The 22,925-nt window shown below is 54.2% G+C and carries 20 protein-coding genes; 5 read left to right on the top strand and 15 right to left on the bottom strand.

What is annotated here, in order from left to right; genetic code table 11:
* Positions 1-29 precede the first annotated feature (29 nt).
* A complete protein-coding gene (locus NH461_RS20205) occupies positions 30-374 on the bottom strand; it encodes a hypothetical protein (RefSeq protein WP_261604394.1) in 345 nt (114 codons plus the stop codon).
* 366 nt (positions 375-740) lie between these two features.
* On the opposite strand from NH461_RS20205, the gene NH461_RS20210 reads away from it, so the two are divergent.
* The 3 genes from NH461_RS20210 to NH461_RS20220 all read left to right on the top strand — a co-directional run bounded on the left by NH461_RS20210 (position 741) and on the right by NH461_RS20220 (position 2,874).
* The gene (locus NH461_RS20210) at positions 741-1,523 is read left to right on the top strand and encodes a phosphoribosylglycinamide formyltransferase (protein ID WP_261604395.1); all 783 of its coding nucleotides are present in this window, start codon (positions 741-743) and stop codon (positions 1,521-1,523) included.
* 241 nt (positions 1,524-1,764) lie between these two features.
* Positions 1,765-2,547, top strand: coding sequence for a RelA/SpoT domain-containing protein (locus NH461_RS20215; RefSeq protein ID WP_261604396.1), 783 nt, complete (start codon positions 1,765-1,767; stop codon positions 2,545-2,547).
* 63 nt (positions 2,548-2,610) lie between these two features.
* Positions 2,611-2,874, top strand: a complete 264-nt coding sequence (locus NH461_RS20220) for a Rho-binding antiterminator (RefSeq protein WP_261604397.1) — start codon at positions 2,611-2,613, stop codon at positions 2,872-2,874.
* A gap of 72 nt (positions 2,875-2,946) precedes the next feature.
* Here the strand turns inward: NH461_RS20220 and NH461_RS20225 are convergent, their stop codons facing one another.
* Positions 2,947-3,399, bottom strand: coding sequence for a methyltransferase family protein (locus tag NH461_RS20225; protein ID WP_261604398.1), 453 nt, complete (start codon positions 3,397-3,399; stop codon positions 2,947-2,949).
* A gap of 217 nt (positions 3,400-3,616) precedes the next feature.
* On the opposite strand from NH461_RS20225, the gene NH461_RS20230 reads away from it, so the two are divergent.
* Complete coding sequence (locus NH461_RS20230) at positions 3,617-4,039, top strand: DUF3010 family protein (protein ID WP_261604595.1); 423 nt, start codon at positions 3,617-3,619, stop codon at positions 4,037-4,039.
* Between the two features lie 72 nt (positions 4,040-4,111).
* On the opposite strand, the gene NH461_RS20235 is transcribed toward NH461_RS20230, so the two are convergent.
* The 10 genes from NH461_RS20235 to mrcB all read right to left on the bottom strand — a co-directional run bounded on the left by NH461_RS20235 (position 4,112) and on the right by mrcB (position 17,996).
* The gene (locus NH461_RS20235) at positions 4,112-4,330 is read right to left on the bottom strand and encodes a DUF3820 family protein (RefSeq protein WP_261604399.1); all 219 of its coding nucleotides are present in this window, start codon (positions 4,328-4,330) and stop codon (positions 4,112-4,114) included.
* Positions 4,331-4,409: 79 nt separating this feature from the next.
* Positions 4,410-5,027 (bottom strand): fumarylacetoacetate hydrolase family protein, encoded by a 618-nt coding sequence (locus NH461_RS20240; RefSeq protein ID WP_261604400.1) that lies wholly within the window; start codon positions 5,025-5,027, stop codon positions 4,410-4,412.
* 199 nt (positions 5,028-5,226) lie between these two features.
* The gene (locus NH461_RS20245; protein WP_261604401.1) at positions 5,227-5,811 is read right to left on the bottom strand and encodes a YceI family protein; all 585 of its coding nucleotides are present in this window, start codon (positions 5,809-5,811) and stop codon (positions 5,227-5,229) included.
* Positions 5,812-5,951: 140 nt separating this feature from the next.
* On the bottom strand, positions 5,952-7,613 hold the full coding sequence (locus NH461_RS20250; RefSeq protein WP_261604402.1) for a methyl-accepting chemotaxis protein: 1,662 nt from the start codon (positions 7,611-7,613) through the stop codon (positions 5,952-5,954).
* A 21-nt stretch (positions 7,614-7,634) separates the two neighbouring features.
* On the bottom strand, positions 7,635-7,883 hold the full coding sequence (locus NH461_RS20255; RefSeq protein WP_261604403.1) for a hypothetical protein: 249 nt from the start codon (positions 7,881-7,883) through the stop codon (positions 7,635-7,637).
* Positions 7,880-9,964, bottom strand: coding sequence for an NHL repeat-containing protein (locus tag NH461_RS20260; RefSeq protein ID WP_261604404.1), 2,085 nt, complete (start codon positions 9,962-9,964; stop codon positions 7,880-7,882). Before NH461_RS20260 ends, NH461_RS20255 begins: the two co-directional genes overlap by 4 nt.
* Positions 9,965-10,323: 359 nt before the next feature.
* A complete protein-coding gene (locus tag NH461_RS20265; protein WP_261604405.1) occupies positions 10,324-11,526 on the bottom strand; it encodes an EAL domain-containing protein in 1,203 nt (400 codons plus the stop codon).
* Complete coding sequence (locus NH461_RS20270; protein WP_261604406.1) at positions 11,507-14,695, bottom strand: CHASE domain-containing protein; 3,189 nt, start codon at positions 14,693-14,695, stop codon at positions 11,507-11,509. Before NH461_RS20270 ends, NH461_RS20265 begins: the two co-directional genes overlap by 20 nt.
* Before the next feature lie 339 nt (positions 14,696-15,034).
* Positions 15,035-15,583, bottom strand: a complete 549-nt coding sequence (locus NH461_RS20275; RefSeq protein ID WP_261604407.1) for an NUDIX hydrolase — start codon at positions 15,581-15,583, stop codon at positions 15,035-15,037.
* Between the two features lie 52 nt (positions 15,584-15,635).
* Positions 15,636-17,996 (bottom strand): penicillin-binding protein 1B, encoded by a 2,361-nt coding sequence (gene mrcB / locus NH461_RS20280; protein WP_261604408.1) that lies wholly within the window; start codon positions 17,994-17,996, stop codon positions 15,636-15,638.
* Positions 17,997-18,173: 177 nt separating this feature from the next.
* Between mrcB and NH461_RS20285 the strand changes: the two genes are divergently transcribed.
* Positions 18,174-18,626 carry an exoribonuclease R gene (locus tag NH461_RS20285; protein WP_261604409.1) on the top strand — a complete coding sequence of 151 codons (453 nt, stop codon included), beginning with the start codon at positions 18,174-18,176 and terminating at the stop codon, positions 18,624-18,626.
* A 67-nt stretch (positions 18,627-18,693) separates the two neighbouring features.
* Here the strand turns inward: NH461_RS20285 and NH461_RS20290 are convergent, their stop codons facing one another.
* The 3 genes from NH461_RS20290 to NH461_RS20300 form a co-directional block, all read right to left on the bottom strand.
* Positions 18,694-20,403, bottom strand: a complete 1,710-nt coding sequence (locus NH461_RS20290; RefSeq protein ID WP_261604596.1) for a phospho-sugar mutase — start codon at positions 20,401-20,403, stop codon at positions 18,694-18,696.
* 374 nt (positions 20,404-20,777) lie between these two features.
* Positions 20,778-22,112 (bottom strand): N-succinylarginine dihydrolase, encoded by a 1,335-nt coding sequence (gene astB, locus NH461_RS20295; RefSeq protein ID WP_261604410.1) that lies wholly within the window; start codon positions 22,110-22,112, stop codon positions 20,778-20,780.
* Between the two features lie 356 nt (positions 22,113-22,468).
* Positions 22,469-22,855, bottom strand: a complete 387-nt coding sequence (locus NH461_RS20300; RefSeq protein WP_261604411.1) for a tautomerase family protein — start codon at positions 22,853-22,855, stop codon at positions 22,469-22,471.
* Positions 22,856-22,925: the final 70 nt, after the last annotated feature.

Consider the following 22,925-nt stretch of genomic DNA (forward strand, 5'->3'; position numbering starts at 1 on the left):
ATGGCAGGCCCTCCCATCCGTTCACACAATCAGAATGGGTGCTGACAGTGGGAGCATTTTGACGCCGGTTTCAGGAAGAACGGCGTCCGAGTTGCCCTCGCGCAGCGGTTGCAGAATTTTGTTGCGCGAATTGTCAGCCAGGTTAAAGGCACCATAAAAGCCAGCAACCCCACCAGCATCGGTGTCGGCGGCTGCAGATAAATTAGAAGCCCACCGATCACCACGTTGCTAAAAATGGTGTACGCGGGCCACAACCGACGCTTGCGAACGGCGTCGTCCCCCCGTTGGAACAGCATGAAACTGCCGGCGGACAGCCCAAGCCAAATCAAAGCGAATGTAACAATAAGTTCCTGTTGCACAATTTCAATCCACATCAAACCTTCAAACGGCGCCAGTGTAGCATTCTCCTGTCAGAAACTGCCAGAAAGCCATCCCATCCCATGTCCATGCCCACGCTCAAACGGCGCATTGACCCATCGCAAGATGCCACCATTTTGAAGTTTTTCATAACAACGCAGAGACGAAGCCCTTCTCACCCGTAATCTGAGATACGGTTCACAACCTGGAACTGAGCGGTCACGGATTGTTCAGCGCAAGTCTTGAAAAGCAGCCAGCCGGACCGATATCTTAAGCGTGCAGACAGGTGTTCCGGCGGAACATCGTGATTTATGTGAAGCAATTTGCGACACGAAATTCACCGTCTGAACCACTTGACCCTGGTGGTAACAAAAGGAGCATCAATGGTTGCAAAATCCATCATCAGAACATGCGTTGTTCTTATGTTTGTCCTGGGCCGCAGCCCCATCGCTTCAGCGACCCTGCCCGACTACCATCGCCCGGATATTGAACACCCCTCTCCGACCCGAGGATCGAAAGCCTGTTTTCAGCGCTCACTCAGTGGCCTGTATGCCATTCCCAGTTACCGAGCCCCAACCCTTGCCCAGCCCCACCGTGACTTCAACAGCCTTTACACCGCAGCGGCACTCGCCCAGCAGGAGCTGGAAGCCCTAATCCACCGTGTCAGCCTGACAACGCAAACCCGTCCCGTGATCCCCGATCTGAAGTCGATTGAACGGGCCCGGTATAAAATCGACACAGAGCTCAACGGCCAGTGCGATCAACTGACCGACCTGGCACGCGGCTCCATTGTCGCCCGTGACATTGGCAGCATTGTTCAAACGTTCGAGCTGTTCAATCAGGAAGCTGAGATTGTGGAAGTGAAAAACCGCTTCAAGCAACCGGCGTCCTCGGGATACCGCGATTTAAAATTGCTGATTCGGCTGCCCGAGTCACAACTCATCGCCGAAGTTCAGCTCCACCTCGAAACGATTTCAGCCATCAAAAACGGCCCTGAACATGGCATTTACGAGACGATTCAGGGGATTGAACGCCAAGCCGAGCAAGCCCAGCGCACCTTAACACCACTGGAGCGCCAGCAACTAACGGATTTACGCCGTCAGGCACAAACCCTGTACCAAACCGCATGGCATCACTACCTGCGACCCGAGCGCTCCGCCGCTTAACCCGACCCCTCAGCCCACGTCTTTCCCTGTGGGCTGAGCTGCCTGCTTATCCCGACCACGTTCATCTGCCGTTCAGTTTCACTTGCTATGCTCAATACATATTGAGTAGACAGCAAATAACAGTTTAACCGGGAACGCACCCAAACAATTCGGTACGCCAAACGACATTTTTTGAATCCGCCAGGATTCAACCGCTCATTTTTACGTACCTGCTGCAACGTCAGCCAATGGAGTTGTTTTTATGGATGCCAAAACCTTGTTCCGTACCGGTTTTCTTCTGCTGTGTTTACTCAGTCCCAATACGCTGGTCGCAGCACAGCAGCGCTTTACAGAGCCGGAACTGGAAACGGCCTCTGATCGGAGTCTGTTCAACAAACAGGTTTTCCAGCAAAGCCTGAGTGGCCTTTACAGTATCGACAGCTGGAAAGCTGCCGAGATCCGACAACCCTATCAAACCTTTCCACCGCTCTATCACGCAGCCCATGCCGCGCAGCAAGAGCTCGATACCGTCCTGAGCCGCATCAGCGGGCAGTCTACCACTGAGCCCCTGATGGGAAATCTCAAATCGGCCCACCGGGCCCAAGCTAAAATCGCGACAGACTTAAAAGGCGACAGCAGCCGGATCACGGATCTGGCACGTGGCTCACTCATTGCTGACAATGTCCCGGATCTCGTCCATGCTTACGCGCTGCTCGGTCAGGAACTGACGATTGTTTCGGTCAAAAACCGCTTTAAACATCCCGCGCCATCCGGCTACCGTGACCTCAACGTGCTGGTTCGCCTGCCGCAAAGCCAGCTCATTGCTGAGGTGCAGCTCCACCTCGCTGCAATCGCTGAGGTCAAAAGCGGCCCGGAACACCAGCTATACGAGCAGATCCAGGAGATCGAACGACGGGGGCTCGAAGCCGATCGCCCGTTAACAGATCTGGAACAGGCGAACATTGCCCGGCTACGCCAAACCTCCGGTCAGTTATATCAGGCGGCTTGGCAACAGTATCTCCAGCCCCAGACCCTGGCCGGTTAATACTGGCCAGAGCGGGGCAAATCAACGATGATGAAATGACTCTACATTCAGGAAGAGAGACAGATGACGCACCCTTACCAACCGATTGATTGCAGCCTGTACGATTATTTTGAAATGGCCTGCCTGTTCCATTATCAGGTCAGGTTAGCGCTTGCCGATTCGGACATCATTGAGGGGCGGTGTCTCGACACGCAAATCACCCCGGATAAATCAGAATGGTTGTTGCTCGAAATTTCACCGACACAACGAACGTCCATCCGGCTGGACCAGATCCGCCAGATGACAGCCCTCACGCCCGGCGCACGTTTTTCCACGATTGCGTGTTAACCGCTTGTCAGTGACAGGCAAAACCGGCAACTGAACCCGGTGTTTGCGTCAGCGTAAGCATCAGCGTAAGCATTAACACCAGCGCCGCACCTGCTGACAATAACGCCGGTACTCATCGCCGAACAAATGCTCAAGTACGCCTTCCTCCGGCCGAATCTGAAAATTATTCATATACAAAACAAACAAAGGAATGACGACCATCCCGGACAGGGCCGAGAAGTAAAAAAAAGCGGCAACCAACAACAGGAGCAATCCCAGATACATCGGATTGCGCGAGAAACGATAAATCCCGCGGGTGACCAAAGTGGATGTTTTTCTCGGCCGATGGGGGTCCACCGTTGTCCGGGCTTTGGCAAATGACACCACACCGGCCAGCCCAACCATAGTCCCGCTCAGGCACAGCAGGAGAATGACGGCCGATTGGCCCCAAAATGAAAGTCGCCACAACGGCATATGTTCAGACAACCAATACATCGTCCCCAGTGCAATCAACATCAGTAGCGGCGGCGGTAATTTCAGATGCATAAGTGTACTCCTTCGAACGTTCCTATCCTTCTTATCTATAACTGTAGAACTATCCTTGAAAAACAACACTCTAACTCTTGCATTATTCGCGCCCCCTGAAAAACGGACAAACCCGTTACACGTGGACGAAAGGAAGCTTGATAAAGCAAGACAAAAGACTGACACCAGCCAAGGTATCGCCTACAATACGCCGCTAACAAGATATTTAGGTGTTGATATGAAAATTTGTGCTGTTGAGCTGAGAAGCAATGAAGCCGTCATTTGTCTGCTGTCAAAATCAAATGGCATGTTTGACCTACCTGAGTGCCGGACGCAAAAATTCATCATGCAAGATTCGCTCGACAACATGCAGATGAAAGACTTCCAGTTCGCATTCAAGAAACTGCTGGAAGATTACCAGATTTCCCATGTCGTCATCCGTACACGTGAAACCCGCGGTAAGTTTGCCGGGAGTGCGGTGGGCTTCAAACTGGAAGCTGCAATTCAGTTGATTGATGGCATTGAGGTGGATTTCATCACCAGTAGTGAAATCAAACAAAAGCTGAAACGTAACCCGCTGGCCATTGACTTCCGTGCCACCGGCCTGCGTCAGTTCCAGGAAGCCGCTTTCACCACAGGCTATGCTTACCTGAGCAATTAAGGCAACTTGCCTCAGCCCATCGAGAGAAAACAAAACGGGGAAGCCAAGGCTTCCCCGTTTCATTTTATCGGATTAGTCTTCCCGCTTGAGCGGTCGAATCACCGATTCGAGCCCTTCAATCTTAAACTCCAGGGCCAGCGCCATCAACATGCCTAACTCGCCTTCCGGAAAGCCTTTTTTCTGGAACCACAACAAGTACTCTTCCGGCAAATCAATCAACACCCGGCCACTGTATTTGCCGAACGGCATTCTGACATTGGCCAGTTTGATTAAATGTTCTTTCTGAAACATGGTGCTCTCCTCGCTAGCCTGCACAGAATCGCTGATTTCCCAGGCTGATTCAAGCCAACACGTACCAAGATCGCTCCGCTCAGGGTTGCGCTTGCCATTGATGACGCACCAATGGTTGGCCATCGAGCACCAGCGCGCCGGTAAATACGGCACCCGGGCGAACCTCGCCGACGCCCGCCGGCGTACCGGTCATCACGATATCGCCATCATCCAGCTGCATGAAGCTCTGGATTTCGGCGAGGATTTGCTCCGGCTTATACATCATCAGGGAAGTATCCCCCTGCTGTACCTGTTCCCCGTCAATCTCCAGCGTTAAGCCCAGCAAGCCATCACCTTCGGGTAACGGAACAAAATCACTGAACACGGCTGCGCCATCAAACGCTTTACTGCGCTCCCAGGGAAGTGATTTGGCTTTCAGTACACTCTGAACCTCCCGCTTGGTCAGGTCGAGGCCAAACGCCGCTGCGACAAAGCGCCCTTGCTGGTAGAGGTAGACAATCTCACCTTCATAATGCAGGATTGCGCCACCGTGTGTCGCAGACAGCGTCTCGGAAATCGCCGAGTTGGGCTTATTAAAAATCACCATCTCGTCCGGCATTTCATTCCCTAACTCATGAACATGCGCCACATAGTTGCGACCAATACATACAATTTTACCGGGAGCAATTTGGGTTTGCTGAAAGCTGACTGTCTTCATCCTTGTTCCTTCTGACCTATACCTTGTTGTCCATCGCTGATCCGTGCGGTTCCCGATACCGTCATTCCGGGTCCGGGTCCGGTTTCAGCTGGCGCCTCTGTGCGGGAAATAGAGTAACCGCTCCCACCCAATAAATAAAGCCGGCAAATGCCGGCTTTATAAACAAATACAATCAATTATCTGAACTGAATACTGATGTTCACAACTTCACGAACACCAACTGCGCATTCACCGGGACACTCAATAAAATCGAATTCAGTTTGGCAATATTTTGCAGCACCGCGATCCCCTTATCCAACCCGAAAGGCTGCGAGCTAAGCAGCACCGGCCAGGTCGTCGTCACCAGCAAACCACCATTTTCCAGGCCGGTGGCCTGTAATTGTGCCTTAAGCGTCTGGGTTTGGCCATGCAGATCCAGTGTAAACGCCGTCTCGAGGGACTGTGTTTTTCCCGGCGCCATGGATGCCAGCAGTGCCGGATCAACCTTCGCCGTCAGGGTTGCGAGCGGAAAACCCTCAACTTGAAAAAGCTCCTTTTTCATCCGTTCATCCCGGATGGAGATCTGGCTGTCGATACTGGACAGATCGATCACCACCTTCACGGTTCCGTCGTCCGCCACCGAACCACTTAAATTACGGAAAAAATGAGGCTCAATCACCGAATCATTTTTGACCGATAAAAAATTCACGTTCGAGCGGGGATTATCCAGTTTCCAGTCGGCCCAGACCTGCGAACAAGCCCCAAGCAGCAACGCCATCAACAACCCATGCAAAATCACGCGCATTGTATTCTCCCTAATTCAACTGAAATTCAATAAGCCATTGTTCTAGCGATGTGTTTAACCTTGCGTTTCTACACTATAGGCGAAGTTCAGCCGATCGGCGGGATTATTCTTAAACGCAGGTACCTTATCGGCACCTGCATTTACATTGACGGGTTCATCTCAACCTCACTGACTTTGAAGCGATTAATCATCCCCATCAGGTTCTGCGATACCTGGCTCAGCTCTTCACTGGCACTGGCCGTTTGCGACGATTCCTGTGACACTGACAGAGAGGTATCTTTTAAGCTCACAACGTTCTTATTAATGTCGTTGACCGTCAGGCTTTGCTGCTCGGTTGCCGTTGCAATATGCTGGCTCATGGCCTGGATCACGTCGACTTCCCGGTGAATCACCATCAGCGCCTCTCCGGCACTGGCCGAAATACGCGATGCATTCTGCGCTTTTTCACTCCCCTGGCTCATCACCTGAACCGCATTTTCCGCGCCCGCTTGCAGCTTCTCGACAATGTTCTGAATCTCAACGGTGGATTCCTGCGTGCGCTGGGACAAAGTTCTGACCTCATCAGCGACCACAGCAAACCCACGCCCGGCTTCCCCGGCCCGAGCCGCTTCAATCGCAGCATTAAGCGCCAACAGATTGGTCTGCTCAGCAATCCCCCGGATCACCTCCAGCACCTTATCGACATTGCGGCTGTCCACCGCCAGCTGATCAACCACCTGACTCGCACTGGCGATGTTTTCCGCCAGTAAGTTCGCTTCGGCGATATTTTCTTCGATGATGACTTTACTGGCCTGAGTTTGCTTGGCTGCCGTGATACTGGAGTCACTGGCTTCCACCGTTCGTCCGGCCACCTCTTCAACCGTCGCCAACATTTGCGTCATCGCAGCCGCCAGTTGCTCAACATCATTCTGTTGCTGAGACAAACTCTGATCCACCACAGCCGTGGATGTCGACATCTGATCAGCCGCCGCCGCCACTTGCGCACCCGCCACGCTGATATTTTGCATAATGCTTTGAATCGAGCTGACAAACTGATTGAAATATCGCGCCAAGTCGACCAACTCAATCGGGCCGTCTTCGGTTAGCCTCTGGGTGAGATCCCCTTCCCCGCGCGACAAGTCTCGCATGGCGGACACCGTCTGTTTCAATGGCGTGGTGATTGAGCGAATAAAGAAAATTATCAGCACCGACAGAGCCGCCAGGATCATCGCAGCATTCAGCATCACAATCGTTTCCGAGCGTTTAATGTCCGCCTGCAACGCCTCCATATTCAGCCCGCTGCCAACCAACCAGTTCCAGGGCCCGAAGGTCAGGGCGTAACTGGTCTTCGGCTCCAGCAGGGTCTTGTCTTCGCTGTTCGGCCACAGATAATCAACAAACCCGCCCCCGCCGGCACCTTGTCGATACAGTTCTCGGACGAATTCAACGCCATTGGCATCTTTCAGTCCAAGGGTATTTTTGCCGACCAGGGCCGCCACCCCACTCGCCAGCTGAACGCCCGTTTCATCTCCGACAAAAATATAATTGCCATGGTCAAAACGCATGGCTGACACCGCAGTAAGTGCCGCCCGCTGCGCGTCCTGCTCGGCCATCACACCACTTTGGCTTAATCCGTGATAGTAACTCACAATGCCAACCGCGCTTTCGACCAACATCACCACACCCCGCTCGTGGTTTTCCCGCATATGCTCCCGCGTCTTACTGGCATTAAGCAGGGTATTCACCGCCAGCCCGACGGCAAACAACCCGAGGATCAACCACACCCGTGACGCAATGGTCATTTGTGACAATGAACCTTTCATAACACACCCCCATCCAGCCCCCTACTGTTCCCCTGGGCCGGTCACTCGCTGATGATCAAAACATTGCGCATGATGCCGGTACAAAGCCGCCAGCTTCTCCTTGGCCGTTTGCGCCTCGCCTGCCGGGTCCGTCGAAAAGTGCCTGACGACCTCAGCAAAATGTGTGATGAGTTGCTGCGAATGTTGCTGCGACTGTGGACACAGTTCAGGCGGCCGATTGGTCTGTTGTTCCAGTCGCTTCTTGCGCGCCCGTTGAATGACGAATGTCATGCCGGCACCTCTTCATGGCTGTTTAAATGATGAAAACGATAAACATTGATTCGATTTAACGCACAGTCCGGTAAATAGACCCGACCCTTCCTGACATGCATCAGGTACGGCATCCACAACTGCCCTTTGTCAGGGTCAGCACCAAACCCGCAAAAACTATCCACAAATGTTCCATCCGGTTGAAACACTTTAATCGCCCGGTTCACCAGGTCGGAGATAAACAGATAGCCCCCGTCGTAATCAATGCTGGTCGGCAGCAGAAAATCATCACTTCGGGTGCCGTAGCCTTCCTGGCCAAAGCTTCCGATCCACCGGTGCTGGTTGTCATAGATTTCAATCCGGTTGTTGGTCTGATCGGTAATATATAAATCGCCGTTTTCTATTACCGTAATGTCCGTCGGCGTGTGGAATTGACCATGGCCATCTCCCAACCGGCCGAACACTTCCACCAGCCCGGCAATGCCCAGCGCATTGATACGCCACCGGGCAATCCGGTTGTTGCCGGAATCGGCGATGAAAATATCATTGGTGACTGGATCGATTTCGATTCCCTGCGGTTTATTCAACTGCCAAGGCTCGGCGCCCAGCCCGCCAAAGAAGGTATAGGGGATCAGTTCCCCTAACCGGGGATCATACTGAAAAACTGACACAATCCCGCTCAGATAGTTGCCCACGATCATCATCGGCACACTGGCATCTACCTGGCCGGGGAGTCGGGTTCGGGGGGTATAGGCCGCAATCCCCAAAGAGCCCGGCAGCAGCGGTAAGCTGATGGGCGATGCAGAATCGGCCTGGCCACTGTCACTGGCCTGAAGCTGGTAGTTTCCTGCATCCACCATCCAGAGCAGCGCTTCGGGATCGTCAAACTTGTCGTTCAGTAGGATCCGCAGCCAGGTCTGCTGCCAGCGCTGAACCCACTCGGTTTGTGCAGCCACCGCAAGGCTAAACCAGGAAGGCATGCCTGCCGGTTGCATCGCCTGGAACAGTTTATCTTGCCACCCCAACTGATGGTTCAGCCAGCTTTCCAGCAGTGGAAACGGCTGGCGACGCGGTGACGATGACTGATTGTCCGTCATCTGCCCCGCCACCGCGGTCACAAAATGAAACTGGCCGGGGTTATCCCGCTCATCACCGATCCGCTGTAACACTTTGGTTGCACGGACCGTTTGATCTTTGAGTGAGGGCAGATGAACTTGATGGACCTGAAGTGACGCCAAAATTGGCTCGGTGATCAATAAGCGATTTTTCTCGGGCAGCGACGTGACCTGAATAGGCGCAAAGAAGCCGTCCAGTACACCTTGAAGCCGACCTTCCAGGTCATAAACTGAGATCGCGTTCGGCTCTGCTCCGGGGATTAAGATCCGGTTCTGGATCACCGCGACATCACGCGCCAGTGCCAGCCCGTCAATGTAGCATTTCTGAGTGCCTTCAAAGGGAAGTCCCTGTCCCTGCCAGTCGCAGCGAACCACGGTCGCAAAGCCGGTATTTGCAATATACAGCGCGCCTTGTTGATCGAGGCTCAGCCCCTGGGGCCACAACAAGTGGATTGGTCCGTCAGGACCTTCAATCTGATGAATGGAACGGCGATATTCACCGGTTTCCGAAAAAACCACCAACCGGCTGGCCCCGCCTTCCCCTTCATAAAACTCATCAGCGACACACAGCTCTCCCTGATAAAAGGCCAGCCCGTTTGGCCCCTGAAGCTGAACATGGGGTTCATCACCGAAACAGTGTTGTGATGTAATGTTGAGCTGCTCATCATACGTCAGCAGGTGTATGCGCCGATTGCCGATATCACTGACATAGATCCAGGGTTGTTCCGGGTGAGCCAGCAGACGGAACGGCATGTTGAATGCCTGTGGTCCCGAACCGATGGTGCCGAAATGGCCAATGACCTGTTCGAGCGCATAGTCAAAAATCAAGATCCGGTTATGGGCCGTGTCTGCCAGCCAGAGATTACCGTACCGATCCACGCAGCTTCCTACCGGGGTATTAAACGATACATTGCCTTCTACAGCACAAGGCAGCTCAGGAAGGCGCTCAACCACACGCCCGATGTATGACTGAAATTCGATTCCCATGTTGCAAGTCCATCCACTTTGATGAGTCGACAATATATGAGGTTAATTACATATCAATTATCATTAGCTGATGGATTGGCGGTTGAAAAATAATCACCTGCAGAGTTTGACTGAGTTCAAACTTTATTGATGCGGCCGACGGATGCCTGGTCTGTCTTCGCAAAATAAACGCGGCCAGGATCCGAGCTCACGGATCACTGGCCGCTCTTACTTGACACCACGGTGTCACGGTCATGTTCCCGATTCACTCGTGACCTTAGTCGACTCGCCTGATCGGGAGACGATGTTCAGTGAAGAGACAAAGCACCTGGATCCTCACATCACGGTGGACTCAAGCCAAGAAACGCGGCGCTCCCTGCTTATTCTTGCGGACTCATATATGATTGGCGATGTTGATGCCATGCCTCAATCCAGGCAAACAGATCCCCGGCCGGCATCGGCTGCGCAATATAGAACCCCTGAGCCACATCACAAGTTGTGGTGCGAATAAATGCCCAGTCTTCCTCGGTCTCGACCCCTTCGGCCACTGAACGCAGCCCTAATTGCGTAGCCATGTTGACACTGGCTTCAAAGATAATTTTCAGCGCCGGATCTGAATGCGCATCATGCACAAACCCGCGGTCAATTTTCAGCTCATTAAACGGCGTATCACGCAGCTGTGCCAAAGACGAGTGCCCGGTGCCGAAATCATCAATCGACAGTGCTACCCCTTTGATCCGCAAGCGGGTCAGAATATCCAGCGCCGCCTGTCGATCCTTCACCAAACGACTTTCAGTGACCTCAAGCACCAGGCCGGAGAGGTTGACACCAATATCGTCCGCGACTTCCTGCAGCCAATCCGGAAAAACCAGCGATGTCAGACTTTCCATCGACACGTTCACCGCCATCGTCAGTTGGATACCATCGTTATGCCATGCCTGGAGCAACTCCAGTGCCCGGGCCAGCACTATCACCGTCAGCTCCCCAATCAAGCCACACTCTTCGGCCAACGGCACAAACTGCTCAGGTTCTATCAGGCCATATTCCGGATGCAGCCAACGCACCAAGGCTTCTACGCCAATCACCTGCCCGGTATGTACATCGACCTGCGGCTGGTAATAGTTGACCAGTTGCCCTTGCTGAATCGCCTGGCGAAGCTCATCTATGGTGCATTCGAACGGATTCTCCACACAGGTCACGGTATTGAGCGACGGTCGTTTCGCAATGATCGCCTTGATTTGAGATGCGGTGACCGGTTTTTGCAAGCCTTCCAGTACGTTCAGTTGATGCGCCTGCGCCAGCGCGCGGGCGCCTTTTAAAATGGCGCGTTCCTGACCACTCATCAGGACGACACCGCCCCGGAATCCAATGCGCCCCAGATGACGAACAAACTCAATGCCATCCATTTGCGGCATACGCAAATCACAGAACAGCAGCTCTACTTGCTCCGGGTGCTGTTCCAGGTCCCGCAGTGCGTCCACGGCATTGTCGTGCAGGATCAACGCATCACTCACCAGCGCGTTAAGCTGGTGCGCAATTAACTTCAATGAAAATGACTCGTCGTCAATTAACATGATGGCCATAAGTTTCTCCTAATTGCGCCGCTTTACCGGCAAGATAAGCCCTCACAGCAGCTTCTGTACTCGCGGACACATCCGCCAACTGCGCCATGAACGCGGACGCAGCAGAAAGATCACCCTTGGTGCAAGTATTTTCCAGCTCGGCACACAAATCACCCAGTTGAAGCGCCCCGACAGAACGAGAAGATGACTTCAGCTTGTGCGAAATTTCAACCATTTGTCTTACGTCTTTATCACTGTAAGCTTGTTGCAGTAACTTTTCCTGACCCTGCATCACGGAAAGATATTCTGTGAGAAACTCATCCACGACCGCCGGGTCCGATCCCACTAGTGCTTCCAGCTTATTCACCTGCAACACCACCACAGCAGGCGCCGGAGCAGCCAGCACCTGCTGTGGCCGGGCTTGTTCCGATTCACAGGCAGGATGCGGCAGCCATTGTGACAGAACCTGCCTGAGTAAATCTAACTGTACCGGCTTGGTCAGGAAGTCATCCATTCCCGTTTCCAGCGCCCGTCGTTTCTCACCTCTTAGCGCATTGGCTGTCAGGGCAATAATGGGTTTGCGCGGGGCGCCAGCCTCTGCATCCCGCACCGCACGGGTTAACTGATACCCGTCCATTTCCGGCATATGCAGATCCGTCAGCAACAAGGCATATTGATCATCTTGCCAAAACTGCCACGCCTGGCTCCCGTTTTCGGCAACCTCTGCGGCGTAGCCCAACATGTTGAGCTGCTTGAGGATCACCTTGCGGTTAATCTCATCGTCTTCTGCCACCAGGATCAGTCGCTGTTCCGCCCGGGCCTGCGCCACACTCGGGGCTGCCGGCAGAATGACATCACTTTCTCCGACGGTTTCCGTGTCCACACTCGGTGACATCACCCCGGCTGCTACAGCAACAGCCTCCAGGAATTCCCGACGACGCATCGCCAGGCTGCTCATGGTGACCGTATTGGGTAAGGTGCATTGGAATGCTCGCTCTCCGCCAGGCGTCAGAATAAGACGGCGGATCTGATCCAGCGTGTCAAGCGGGCCTTTCGGCTCGTTCGCGCCCGATGCTGATTGCCCTGCGGCAGTAATAACCACCGTGTTGGCCGACCATCCCCGGACCAGTGCCAAGGCCTCCGCTTCCCGGGCAACAATCTGCACTTTCCCCCCGGCCAGATGCAGATAGAGCGCCAGATCATCGACCGGTAGTTCAGGATCGGCAACTAACACCGCAAAGACCGGCTCCAAGTCCAGCGGCACGAAGAGCCCCTCCCCGGAAACAGGCTGGATCGGCAGTGTAACCGTAAACTGTGCACCTTGCCCCGGACGGCTTTCCACATCGATGGCGCCCTTCAGCAGCGCCACCAGCCGTTGAGTAATTGCCAACCCGAGACCGGTGCCACCAAACCGCCGGGTGGTCGAAGACTCCGCCTGGCTGAAGGATTCAAATAGCGAGCTCTGCACCGTATCCGAGATACCGATACCATTGTCAATCACCCGAAACACAACCTGATCCGGTTTCCCTTCAGGGCACTCCACCCGGATCCAGACTCGGCCGGCAATGTCTTTGCGCCCGCCACTGAACTTTATTGCGTTGCCAATCAAGTTATAGAAGATCTGTCGCAGTCGGGTCGGATCAGACGCCACCCAGTCTGGAATCCGGGGATCAATAAATAAGTGAAGGGACACTCCCTGACGCTCCGCCAAGGGCAGCAGAGAGGTGCAGATCCCTTCCACAATTCCTTCGATCGCCACCGGAATCTGCTCCAGCTCCAACCGCCCGGCTTCTATTTTGGAGAAGTCCAGAATGTCATCGATCAGGCGCAACAAGGAAAATGTAGAGTCCCGGATGGTGTTGACTTCATCTTGCTGGCGACTGTCCAGCTCACTGTGCGAGAGCACTTCCAGTAAACCGATCACCCCATTCATCGGAGTCCGGATTTCATGGCTCATTGCCGCCAGAAAAGCTGACTTGGCCTGGCTCGCCTGCTCAGCCTCCTTCCGGGCCAGTTCCAATTTATCGTTGGTCGCACGCAATGAAGCCGTGCGCTCCGACACCCGCAGTGCCAGTTGCTCACGCTCGCGGGCGATTTCTTCATTGGCAAGCTTCAATTGCCGGGTCCGCTCATCCACTCGCACTTCAAGCTGCAGATTCAGCTCCCGCAACGCCGCTTCGGCTTGTTCCCGGGCCCGGACTTCACGATTCAGCCAGACCGTGCTTTGGTAAGAGCCGATTAACATCCGGCTCATCACAAACAGCAGCAGGCTCAACAAGCCACCCGCGGCGAGGATGATCCAGGACAGGGAAAAATCAATGGTTGACTCAAAGGCCGGGGTCGCGCTGAACACCACGGTCCAGGGGTGGCCGGCAATATAGATAATTTCCGTCGATTGCAGTGCGGGCGGGGTGCTGGGCTGATCCAGTTTCAGCACTTCATGGCCATCAAACAGCAACTGCTCAGGACGACTCGACTTACCGTCAAACAGCTGAAAGCTCACGGCTGAGTTAGTTGTCAGCAGCCCCTGTAATAAATTCCCGGCACGAAAGGGACTGTACACATAGCCGACAAACGCCTGACGACGTGCTTCTATCGTCTCCGGCGGGGTTGCCACGTTATACACCGGCAGGTAGAGAATAAATCCCGGCTGTATTTCTTCCGTGAGGGGATCGGTCCACGCCACTTTGCCTGACAGCACCGCACTGGCACTGTCGCGGGCCTTGATCAGGGCGGCCTGCTGCTCGGGGAGCATCTGCATATCGAAGCCATAATACTGATAATTCAGCTCATCCATGGGCTCGATAAAAACTGTCGGCGTATACGTCTCCCGCTCTCCCTCCGGAATAATACGGTAACGGCTCAGACCTTCTGCATGAATTTGCCGGATATGCGCCTGTTTATCTCCGTCAGAGACCGGCACCGCAAATCCGATACCGTGGATCCCGGGATAGTGCATCCCAAGGCGCAGCTTTCTTACATAGCTTTGCCACTCGAGACGTTCAACCTGTTCTGACGCCGCGAACAGGGCTACCCCCCCCAGCAAGACCTGCTCATGGGCCACCATTCGGCTTTTGATCCGCGCCGTGACGTCATGGGTTTCATTCTGAAATCGTTGCTCAACGTCCCGGTTGACATAGGCGGTTGCCAGTTGCCATGAAATGGCCGTGACGACGAGTGAAAGGAGCAACACTATCCATGGTATTTTTCGAGCTACACCGACTTCTAGCACTGGCTGTCCTTCTCTCAGTGTTATTGCCCGGCAAAATCCGTCGCCGGGCAGTCTGGTTTCGGGGGCAATGTTTCAAGGTTCAGAGTGCCGAAATTCAGGACAACAGGCCCTGCATACCCAAACATTGCATATAACATTTTTAGTACACAGGAACACAAATTAACAAGGAATTAATCGAATCAGGCTACAGATGATGATGAGATGCTGATGAAATGAGGTCAGGTGGACAGGAAGTGTTACAAAACCAGACAGGTTTACTGGCTTTGTAAGCACTTCTTGAAACAGCAGGCGTTCGAATTAAGCGATTTTTTGTTGCACACTATGTTGCGCAGGGAGGAGTTCTTCAACAATCCGTTTGAGCAGGAAAGTTTCACGCTCAATCGACATCCCTTTCTTTTCACTATTCGCCATGGTCTCCTCATTATGACGAATGGCATCGAAGATATTGATCCAGACCGGTTTCATCCCGTTGTTGATTTCGTAATCTTCCAGTTGCGTCTCTCCCAGCTCGGTATCAATGGTACAGACGTAACAGTAGGACGCCATATGCACGATGTCGTGCTCCGGCTTATACCAGGGCCGAAACTCTTCGTAGAGACCAAACTCCCGAAGATCGCGAATATTACGCGCACCGGTTTCTTCGGCCAGCTCGCGGATCAAGCCCTGAACGATATCTTCCCCGGCATCAACCCCGCCCCCAGGCAACGTGTAATCGTGATAACGAGCGGTGTAGAGCATCAGAATGTTCTCGCCATCCAGAATAATGCCACGGGCTGCTCGGCGGTGAAAAATACGCCCTTCCAGGGTGTCAATATCCGGATGGACCGTTGATCTCAGTAATCGCATACGTGCTTATTCATCTTTTGCTTCAGACAGGCCGGGCATTCTAGCGAACCTGCTACCACTTGAACAGGCGATGGAAGAAGTCCTCGACCTGTTTGACGCAGGTTTGCTTGAGCAGTCCTTTCGGATCCCAGGCGGGTAAGTCCATCGTCCCGATACATGACTGCTCCAACCCACCCATCGGATGACGCTGATAGGTAAAGTTTTGAATTTGAGCCGGGGCACGCATCACCAGAGGCTCCGGATCCCGACGCTGAATATAGTCCGCATACAAACGCAGAGGGCCGGAGGAACCCGTAAGGTTCGCACTCTGGTTGTCATCGCGTCCCATCCACACAGTCACCACTTCCCGGCCATCGACGCCCACATACCAACTGTCCCGGCCTTTATCCGAGGTACCGGTTTTCCCAGCCAGACGTGACGACGGCAGCACAGAGTTCAGGTAACGGGCGGTGCCTTCGGTGACCACTTTCTGCATGGCATATAAAGTCAGCCAGGAGGCTTGCTCGGGTACAGCCCGGGATGATTTCGGGATACGCTGATAGAGAACATTCCCCTCACTGTCGACCACCGAACTCAGCGCCGTCAGTTCGCTCTTCATGCCCCCGCTGGCAATGGTCTGGTACATCTGTGTGACTTCCACCGGAGTCAGGGTAAAGGCACCCAGAAGCATCGAAGGCAATTTCGGGACTTCCTGGCGATCGACACCCAGCAGATCCAGCGTCTCGATAACCTGATCCAGACCAACGGCCAACCCGAGATTGACTGTCGGCACGTTGTAAGATTTAGCTAACGCCTGGTACAAGGGAACCTGACCGCGATACTGGCGATCATAATTTCGGGGCGACCAGCGTTCGCCATTCTCGCCCGTGAGCGTGAGTGGCCGGTCGGCCAAAGTCGTCGCCAGAGAAAAACGTTCCGGCTGTGACAGCGCCGATAAATACACCGCAGGTTTCACCACAGAGCCAATCGGCCGGCGGGCATCAATGGCCCGGTTAAAGCCGTCGAAGCCCGGACGGCTGCCGCCCACCATGGCACGAATTTCACCACTCAGGCGATCGGCCACCACCACCGCGGTTTCCAGCGCATTACCAGCCTGTTTTTCCAACTGTGGAATGGTTTTCCGGACCGCCTGCTCCGCTTTGGCCTGAGAATCCGGATCGAGCGTGGTAAACAACCGCAGCCCCTGACCGGGACGATAGGCTTTCACGTTGTCTGCCAGCTCCCGCTCCAACTGACCAAAATAGGCCGGCTGGCGATGCGCCACCTGCCCTTTGGATTGCAAATCCAGCGGACGCTTGATCGCGCGCGCATAGTCCGCCTGCTCCAGCTTGCCACTCTCGACCATCAGGCGCAGCACCAGGTTTCGCCGCTCTGTTGCACGTTCCGGATAACGCCAGGGATGGTAGTAAGAAGGCCCTTTGACCAGACCGACCAACAATGCCTGCTGATCAACCCGCAGCTCGGTCAGCGGCAGGCCAAAGTAAAACCGCGCGCCCAGCTCAAAACCATGAATTGCATCGGCACCGGCCTGCGCCAGGTAGATTTGGTTCAGATAAGCATCCAGAATTTGATCTTTGCTGTAGCGATAATCGATGATCAACGCCATATACGCCTCTTTCAGCTTGCGCCATAAACTGCGCTCACTGCTGAGGAACAGGTTCTTCGCCAACTGCTGAGTCAGCGTACTGCCGCCCTGAACCGTCCGGCCCGCCTTGAGGTTGGCAACCAGAGCCCGGGCGATCGCTGCCGGTGAAACACCGTCATGCTGATAAAAATCGCGGTCTTCAGTCGCAATCAAGGCATCAATCAACGGCTGCGGCATGTCCGATTTGGCACGATAGATCCGCTGCTCTTCGGTTTTGGCTTCCAGCATGCCCAGCAGCTTCGGCTCGACACTGAAAGTGCCGTATTCCCGGCCGGTATCCGGCTCATAAATCCGTTTGACTTTTGAGTAGCTGAACTCCACCACGACATGTTGCTGCGCTTTTTCGCCATCCGAAAATTCAAACGGACGCCGGATGAACTCAACCTTGAGACGGCTGGTCGCATACTCCCCACTTTGCGTCGGGCGGTTTACTTTGCGGTACTTGAGCGTTTCCAGCTCATTGACCAGATCTTCATAACGGATTAAAGCACCAGGTTGCAGCGTCAACTCGCGGGCATACACCACAGACGGCAACTGCCACAACTGCCCTTCAAATTTTTCCGTCACCACCTGATTCAGCGAATGGCCCATCCAGGCACCGCCGCCGGCCAGCAACGCAACGCCCAACACACCGGCTTTGAGCAGTCGTTTCTTGGGCCGGGCCTTCTTTGGCGGCGGGGTCGGTTCAGGCGATGCGCCAGCCCCCTGACGAGATTCGTCAGCGGGCGGTACATGCGGCGTCTTGGGGTTTTGGTCTGGTGTCGTCATGATAATTTCAATAAGAATGGGAGTAACAGAGAAGAATCGGACCAGACAATACCCGAGCCCCCTTCCGGCAATGTCATCGGCCTGTCAAAGAAACACCTAGCCCCGCGTGTCGGCGACTGGCCTTTCACGGCAAAATCACGCAGAATACGCGCCCTGAATGAGATGCCGAGAACAACTATGGAACGCGATTACCAACTTGACTGCCTGCTCACCATGCCCCGCCATGAACTGGAAGAATTCAGCTTGCGGGTGATTGGCCGGATGGTCCCGGAAGATGTAATGGAAGAGCTGTTTACCTTTGAGCAGGAAGAAGTGGACAGCGAAGAGCGGATGCAGGCAGCCCGATTTGATGCCCTGCTGCGGATGACGGCAATCGCTCTGGGTGAAGTGAATGTCGCGTTTTCCGAATCAGCGCAAGCGCAACAAAACATTGAGCGCATGACGCGTCTGATCCTCTGGCACTTCTACGCCATGTCATTCAACCTGGAAGAAGCTATTTCCCTGGAGCAGCATTGCACGCAGGTCGAAACCATCCTCAAGCAGGCCCCGAGAGACGCCTTCGGCTGGATCAAGGTTCTTACCGAGTTGCTGCACACTTATGCAGACCTGAGTGACAAAAGCAAAGGGTAAGGTGGTGAGGATACCGTCAGCCCCCTGGCTGACGGTATGAGGCAACCGGATTCCGGCTTGATGGGGATTAACCCAGCAGGGATTCCTGATGATGGGTGATGAGATCGGCCATCGCATCTGCGGCCCGCTGCTGCGCATGCGCCAGCGTATCTTCGTGGGTGATCAACTCAACCACTTCGTAATAACACTTCAGCTTCGGCTCGGTCCCTGACGGACGTACCACCACCCGCGACTCATCATCGAGATGATAGATCAGCACATCACTGGCCGGCAGATCGATCGGTTCTACCGTTCCGTCGGCATGGATCCGCTGCGAAGTCTTCAGATCTTCCGTGATCATCACCTGACGCCCGGCAATGCTGGCCGGCGGCTCCGCCCGCAATTGCTCCCCAACCGATGGTGCGCCCGGCTGCAAGGCAATACTGCGTTGCGCATTGAGATACAATCCATGCTCACGATAGATGGATTCCAGCTGATCCCAGATCGTTTTGCCCTGGGAGGCCAACTCAGCCGTAAGCTGGGCAAAAGCCACCAGCGCGGACAGCCCGTCTTTATCCCATACCTCGCTGCCGACGGTGTAACCCAGCGCCTCTTCGTAAGCGAACAGGAAGCGGCTGTCTTCGCTCTGACGTTGCATCGCAACATTGGTCAGCCATTTAAACCCGGTCAGCGTCTGGAAGTAATTCGCGTCCTGGGCTTTCGCGATCTGCTTAAGCAAGCTTGAAGAAACGATTGTGGTCCCGACCAGATTCTGGCCCGGCTCAGCATGAGTGAGCAGGTAATGCCCCAGCAGTACCCCGACCTGATCGCCGGTCAGCATCTGATACTCACCGGCTTCGGTGCGAACCGCAACGGCAAACCGGTCGGCATCCGGGTCATTGGCGCAAGCCAGCGTCGCGCCGTGTTGTTTCGCTTCAGCAATCACCATATCCATCGCGCCCGGCTCTTCGGGGTTCGGGAAATTGACTGTCGGAAACGTGCCGTCCGGCTCCCGCTGCGCAGTAACACTGTACACCTGGGTAAACCCGGCATCAGCCAGCAACGCCTCGGCCATGTGCGCGCCAACCCCGTGCATGGCGGTATAAGCCAGACTGACGGATTCCGGCTGGGTGTGGTTGGACAACAATGCGCTTTGATTGAGCGCCTGACGGTAAGTGTCATAGAACGACTCGCTCAGCCAGTACAGCAGCCCCTGCTGCTTGGCCAGCTCCAGATCCAGGAGATCCAGTTCTTGCCGGGTGGCCAATTCAATCTTTTCCGCAATACCGCTGTCGTGGGGAGGAATGATCTGCGCCCCATTGCCCCAGTACACTTTGAAGCCGTTATAGGCTGGCGGATTGTGACTGGCGGTCACCACTACCCCGGCTGCAGCGCCAAAATGTTTCACCCCAAAGGCAACCATCGGCGTCGGCGCCACATGGGTGGTCATGTAAACTTTAATGCCCTGTGCCGTCAGGACCGATGCGGTGTCATGGGCAAATCGTTTAGAATCCGGTCGGCCATCAAACCCGATGACTACACCGCGCTCTGCGGCATCCGATACCGTGGCTAACAGATACTGGCCCAGTCCGGTGGCCGTTTCCTGGATCACCAGGTGGTTCATTCGGTTAGGGCCGGCCCCCACAATGCCGCGCAGGCCCGCCGTTCCAAATGCCAGACGGCCGAAGAACCGCTCCGCCAACTCGGCTTGATTTTGGGTTTCTACCAGTTGTTGAAGCTCTTCACGGGTTTTCGGGTCCGGGTCACGCGCTAACCAATGCGCAATTTCTGTCTTCATCATGACTATTCCTACAACGCAAGTTTCAGAATACAGTAATACAAATGAGAGTTATTATCATCACTTAACGCTCATTCTATGACTTTCTGACAAATCAAATGCGGAAAAATTCGCCAGCTCAGGTCAAGTCGACTGTTCAGTGCTGCATGGTTTGAATAAATCCTTGCTTGGCCTGCAAGGTCCTCAACAAGGCCCTCAAAACAGATAACACCAAGTATAGAGGGAATCCGGGACTCAACCATTTTACGCAACAGCGGCCTGCAAACATGCAGGCCGCCCAGTTATCCGGAATATCACATTCGGTGGATACCATAAGAAACGACAAAGGCGGCACACGAATGTACCGCCTCTGGTATAAGCCACGCTAAATCACATTAGCGCTGGAACGGATAAACGCTGCCCAGAGACAGGATTTGGGTCAGTTCATCCAATGCCGTCCGGGATTCCATCAGCAATTGCGGATCAGCCAGATCGGCTTCGACCATGCAGTCACGGTAATGACGATCAACCCACTGGTTCAGACGCGTAAACAAGGCATCATTCATCAACGTCGATGGGTTCACCGCCTGACGCTCCTGCTCATTCAGAACCACACGCAAGCGCAGACAAGCCGGACCGCCACCATTGGCCATGCTTTGCTTCAGGTCGTACACTTCGACCCTATCAATACCGCGTTTCGCGGCCAACAGTTGCTCGATGTACGCCCAGACATTCGGGTTATTACGGCACTCTTCCGGCAGTACCAACATGGTTTCGCCGTTCGGCAGTGAGACCAGCTGAGAGTTAAACAAGTAGCTGTGAACCGCATCGTCAACCGACACTGCGCTGGTCGGCACTTCGATCACATTGAACTGGCCGCCCATTTTCTGCGACAGTTGATCGTAAACCCCTTGCTGATCCAGGAAGGCTTGCTCATGGCAAAACAGGATATCCCGGTTACCGACAGCAATGACGTCGTTATGGAACACCCCTTGATCAATCACATCCGGGTTTTGCTGCGCGATCACCACTTTAGATGGATCCAGCTGGTGCAGACGCGCAACGGCTTCGCAGGCTTCAAACGTATGACGGGCCGGGAACTTCTTCGGCGCCGGGTGGCGACTGTCAAACGCATGGCGACCAAAGACGAAGAATTCCACGCCCTGATCACCATATTGGTGGCAGAAGCGGGTATGGTTCGCTGCACCCTCATCGCCGAAATGCTCAACAGTCGGCAGCGCTGCATGGTGAACAAAATGCTCCGGCGACGCAAAAGTCGCTTTCAGGATCCGCCCGGTCACTTCGTGCTCAATCGAACGGTGGAACTTGTTGGTCAGGTTCGCCGGCGTAAAATGGATTTTACCGTCCGCTGTATCTGATGACGGTGAAACGGTCGCGGCATTGGCTGTCCACATGCTTGAAGCTGAGCAGCACGCAGCCAGCACTTTCGGCGCCTGTTTTGCTGCTTGCTCAATTACAGCCTGATCGCTGCCGGTAAAGCCAAGACGGCGGAGGGTCTGTACATCCGGACGCTCTTGCGGGGCCAGCACCCCTTGTACCATGCCCATGTCGGCAAGCGCTTTCATTTTTGACAGCCCTTGCTTAGCCGCCTGTTTCGGGTTTGATGGGGCTGCCTGGTTTTTTGCTGACGCCACGTTACCGTAGGACAGGCCACTGTAGTTATGTGTTGGTCCCACCAACCCATCAAAATTTGCTTCAAGTGCTTTCATAGACATTCCATGTTTGTTCATAACATCGTAAAGATAACAAAACATTTACATTATCAACAAGTGCGGCACAATATGCCATGCGATACCCATTAATTAGATAGTATCACTGCTACACAGCATGACTATTCATCGCCTGGAAAACGACCATAATTCCCCGCTTGCCACTTGCTTCCCGCTGGGCACCATATTTTCAGCCCATTTCCCCTCAAAGCGTACGACGCGCTGACATTCAGTGCCTGTCAGGCACATCGATTGAGTACATATTTACCCATTTCTCAACACAAAAAAATCAGCCGAAATTAGGCTGACTTTTTTCAATTTTGTGTACACGATCAGGCTTCTGACGACCGCTCGACTCACAGATCCCACTCCACAACATGGCCTTCGTCATACACACCGTCGCTGTAGGCCGGGGTAAAATTGATAAAAATATTATTTTTCTCAATGGGGAGCTGCTCGGAAATCGTATGCGCAATTAACTCCAGCATTGCCGCAATCTGGGCTTCGGTATTGAAGTTCGGTGCGACCAAGTCCACCAGCAACGGATGGGTGGTTTCGGGCTGAGTGTTCACCACCAGACCATGATGCGCATAATGTCCGGCAGGCAGATATTCCCAGGTGACCATAATGTGATGCAGCGGGATCTTGGCGGCATCTGAGACGGCGTGAGAGAGTGAGGTCACCGCTTCGGCCACCTTGGATTCCTGTTCAAACGGTAACGACTTAATTCGAATGAGCGGCATAGTGACTCCTTTTCCAACCGGTGATCGCCCGACATGATCCGATTCAACTCGGGATGCGAGTGACAGCATC

The organism is Photobacterium sp. TY1-4, from assembly GCF_025398175.1.
Classification (GTDB): Bacteria; Pseudomonadota; Gammaproteobacteria; order Enterobacterales; family Vibrionaceae; genus Photobacterium.

What these genes read in the sequence shown, in the direction of transcription:
- NH461_RS20205 (WP_261604394.1), bottom strand. Translation starts at nt 374, where the DNA reads ATGTGGATTGAAATTGTGCAACAGGAACTTATTGTTACATTCGCTTTG.
- NH461_RS20210 (WP_261604395.1), top strand. Translation starts at nt 741, where the DNA reads ATGGTTGCAAAATCCATCATCAGAACATGCGTTGTTCTTATGTTTGTC.
- NH461_RS20215 (WP_261604396.1), top strand. Translation starts at nt 1,765, where the DNA reads ATGGATGCCAAAACCTTGTTCCGTACCGGTTTTCTTCTGCTGTGTTTA.
- NH461_RS20220 (WP_261604397.1), top strand. Translation starts at nt 2,611, where the DNA reads ATGACGCACCCTTACCAACCGATTGATTGCAGCCTGTACGATTATTTT.
- NH461_RS20225 (WP_261604398.1), bottom strand. Translation starts at nt 3,399, where the DNA reads ATGCATCTGAAATTACCGCCGCCGCTACTGATGTTGATTGCACTGGGG.
- NH461_RS20230 (WP_261604595.1), top strand. Translation starts at nt 3,617, where the DNA reads ATGAAAATTTGTGCTGTTGAGCTGAGAAGCAATGAAGCCGTCATTTGT.
- NH461_RS20235 (WP_261604399.1), bottom strand. Translation starts at nt 4,330, where the DNA reads ATGTTTCAGAAAGAACATTTAATCAAACTGGCCAATGTCAGAATGCCG.
- NH461_RS20240 (WP_261604400.1), bottom strand. Translation starts at nt 5,027, where the DNA reads ATGAAGACAGTCAGCTTTCAGCAAACCCAAATTGCTCCCGGTAAAATT.
- NH461_RS20245 (WP_261604401.1), bottom strand. Translation starts at nt 5,811, where the DNA reads ATGCGCGTGATTTTGCATGGGTTGTTGATGGCGTTGCTGCTTGGGGCT.
- NH461_RS20250 (WP_261604402.1), bottom strand. Translation starts at nt 7,613, where the DNA reads ATGAAAGGTTCATTGTCACAAATGACCATTGCGTCACGGGTGTGGTTG.
- NH461_RS20255 (WP_261604403.1), bottom strand. Translation starts at nt 7,883, where the DNA reads ATGACATTCGTCATTCAACGGGCGCGCAAGAAGCGACTGGAACAACAG.
- NH461_RS20260 (WP_261604404.1), bottom strand. Translation starts at nt 9,964, where the DNA reads ATGGGAATCGAATTTCAGTCATACATCGGGCGTGTGGTTGAGCGCCTT.
- NH461_RS20265 (WP_261604405.1), bottom strand. Translation starts at nt 11,526, where the DNA reads ATGGCCATCATGTTAATTGACGACGAGTCATTTTCATTGAAGTTAATT.
- NH461_RS20275 (WP_261604407.1), bottom strand. Translation starts at nt 15,583, where the DNA reads ATGCGATTACTGAGATCAACGGTCCATCCGGATATTGACACCCTGGAA.
- mrcB (WP_261604408.1), bottom strand. Translation starts at nt 17,996, where the DNA reads ATGACGACACCAGACCAAAACCCCAAGACGCCGCATGTACCGCCCGCT.
- NH461_RS20285 (WP_261604409.1), top strand. Translation starts at nt 18,174, where the DNA reads ATGGAACGCGATTACCAACTTGACTGCCTGCTCACCATGCCCCGCCAT.
- NH461_RS20290 (WP_261604596.1), bottom strand. Translation starts at nt 20,403, where the DNA reads ATGAAGACAGAAATTGCGCATTGGTTAGCGCGTGACCCGGACCCGAAA.
- astB (WP_261604410.1), bottom strand. Translation starts at nt 22,112, where the DNA reads ATGAAAGCACTTGAAGCAAATTTTGATGGGTTGGTGGGACCAACACAT.
- NH461_RS20300 (WP_261604411.1), bottom strand. Translation starts at nt 22,855, where the DNA reads ATGCCGCTCATTCGAATTAAGTCGTTACCGTTTGAACAGGAATCCAAG.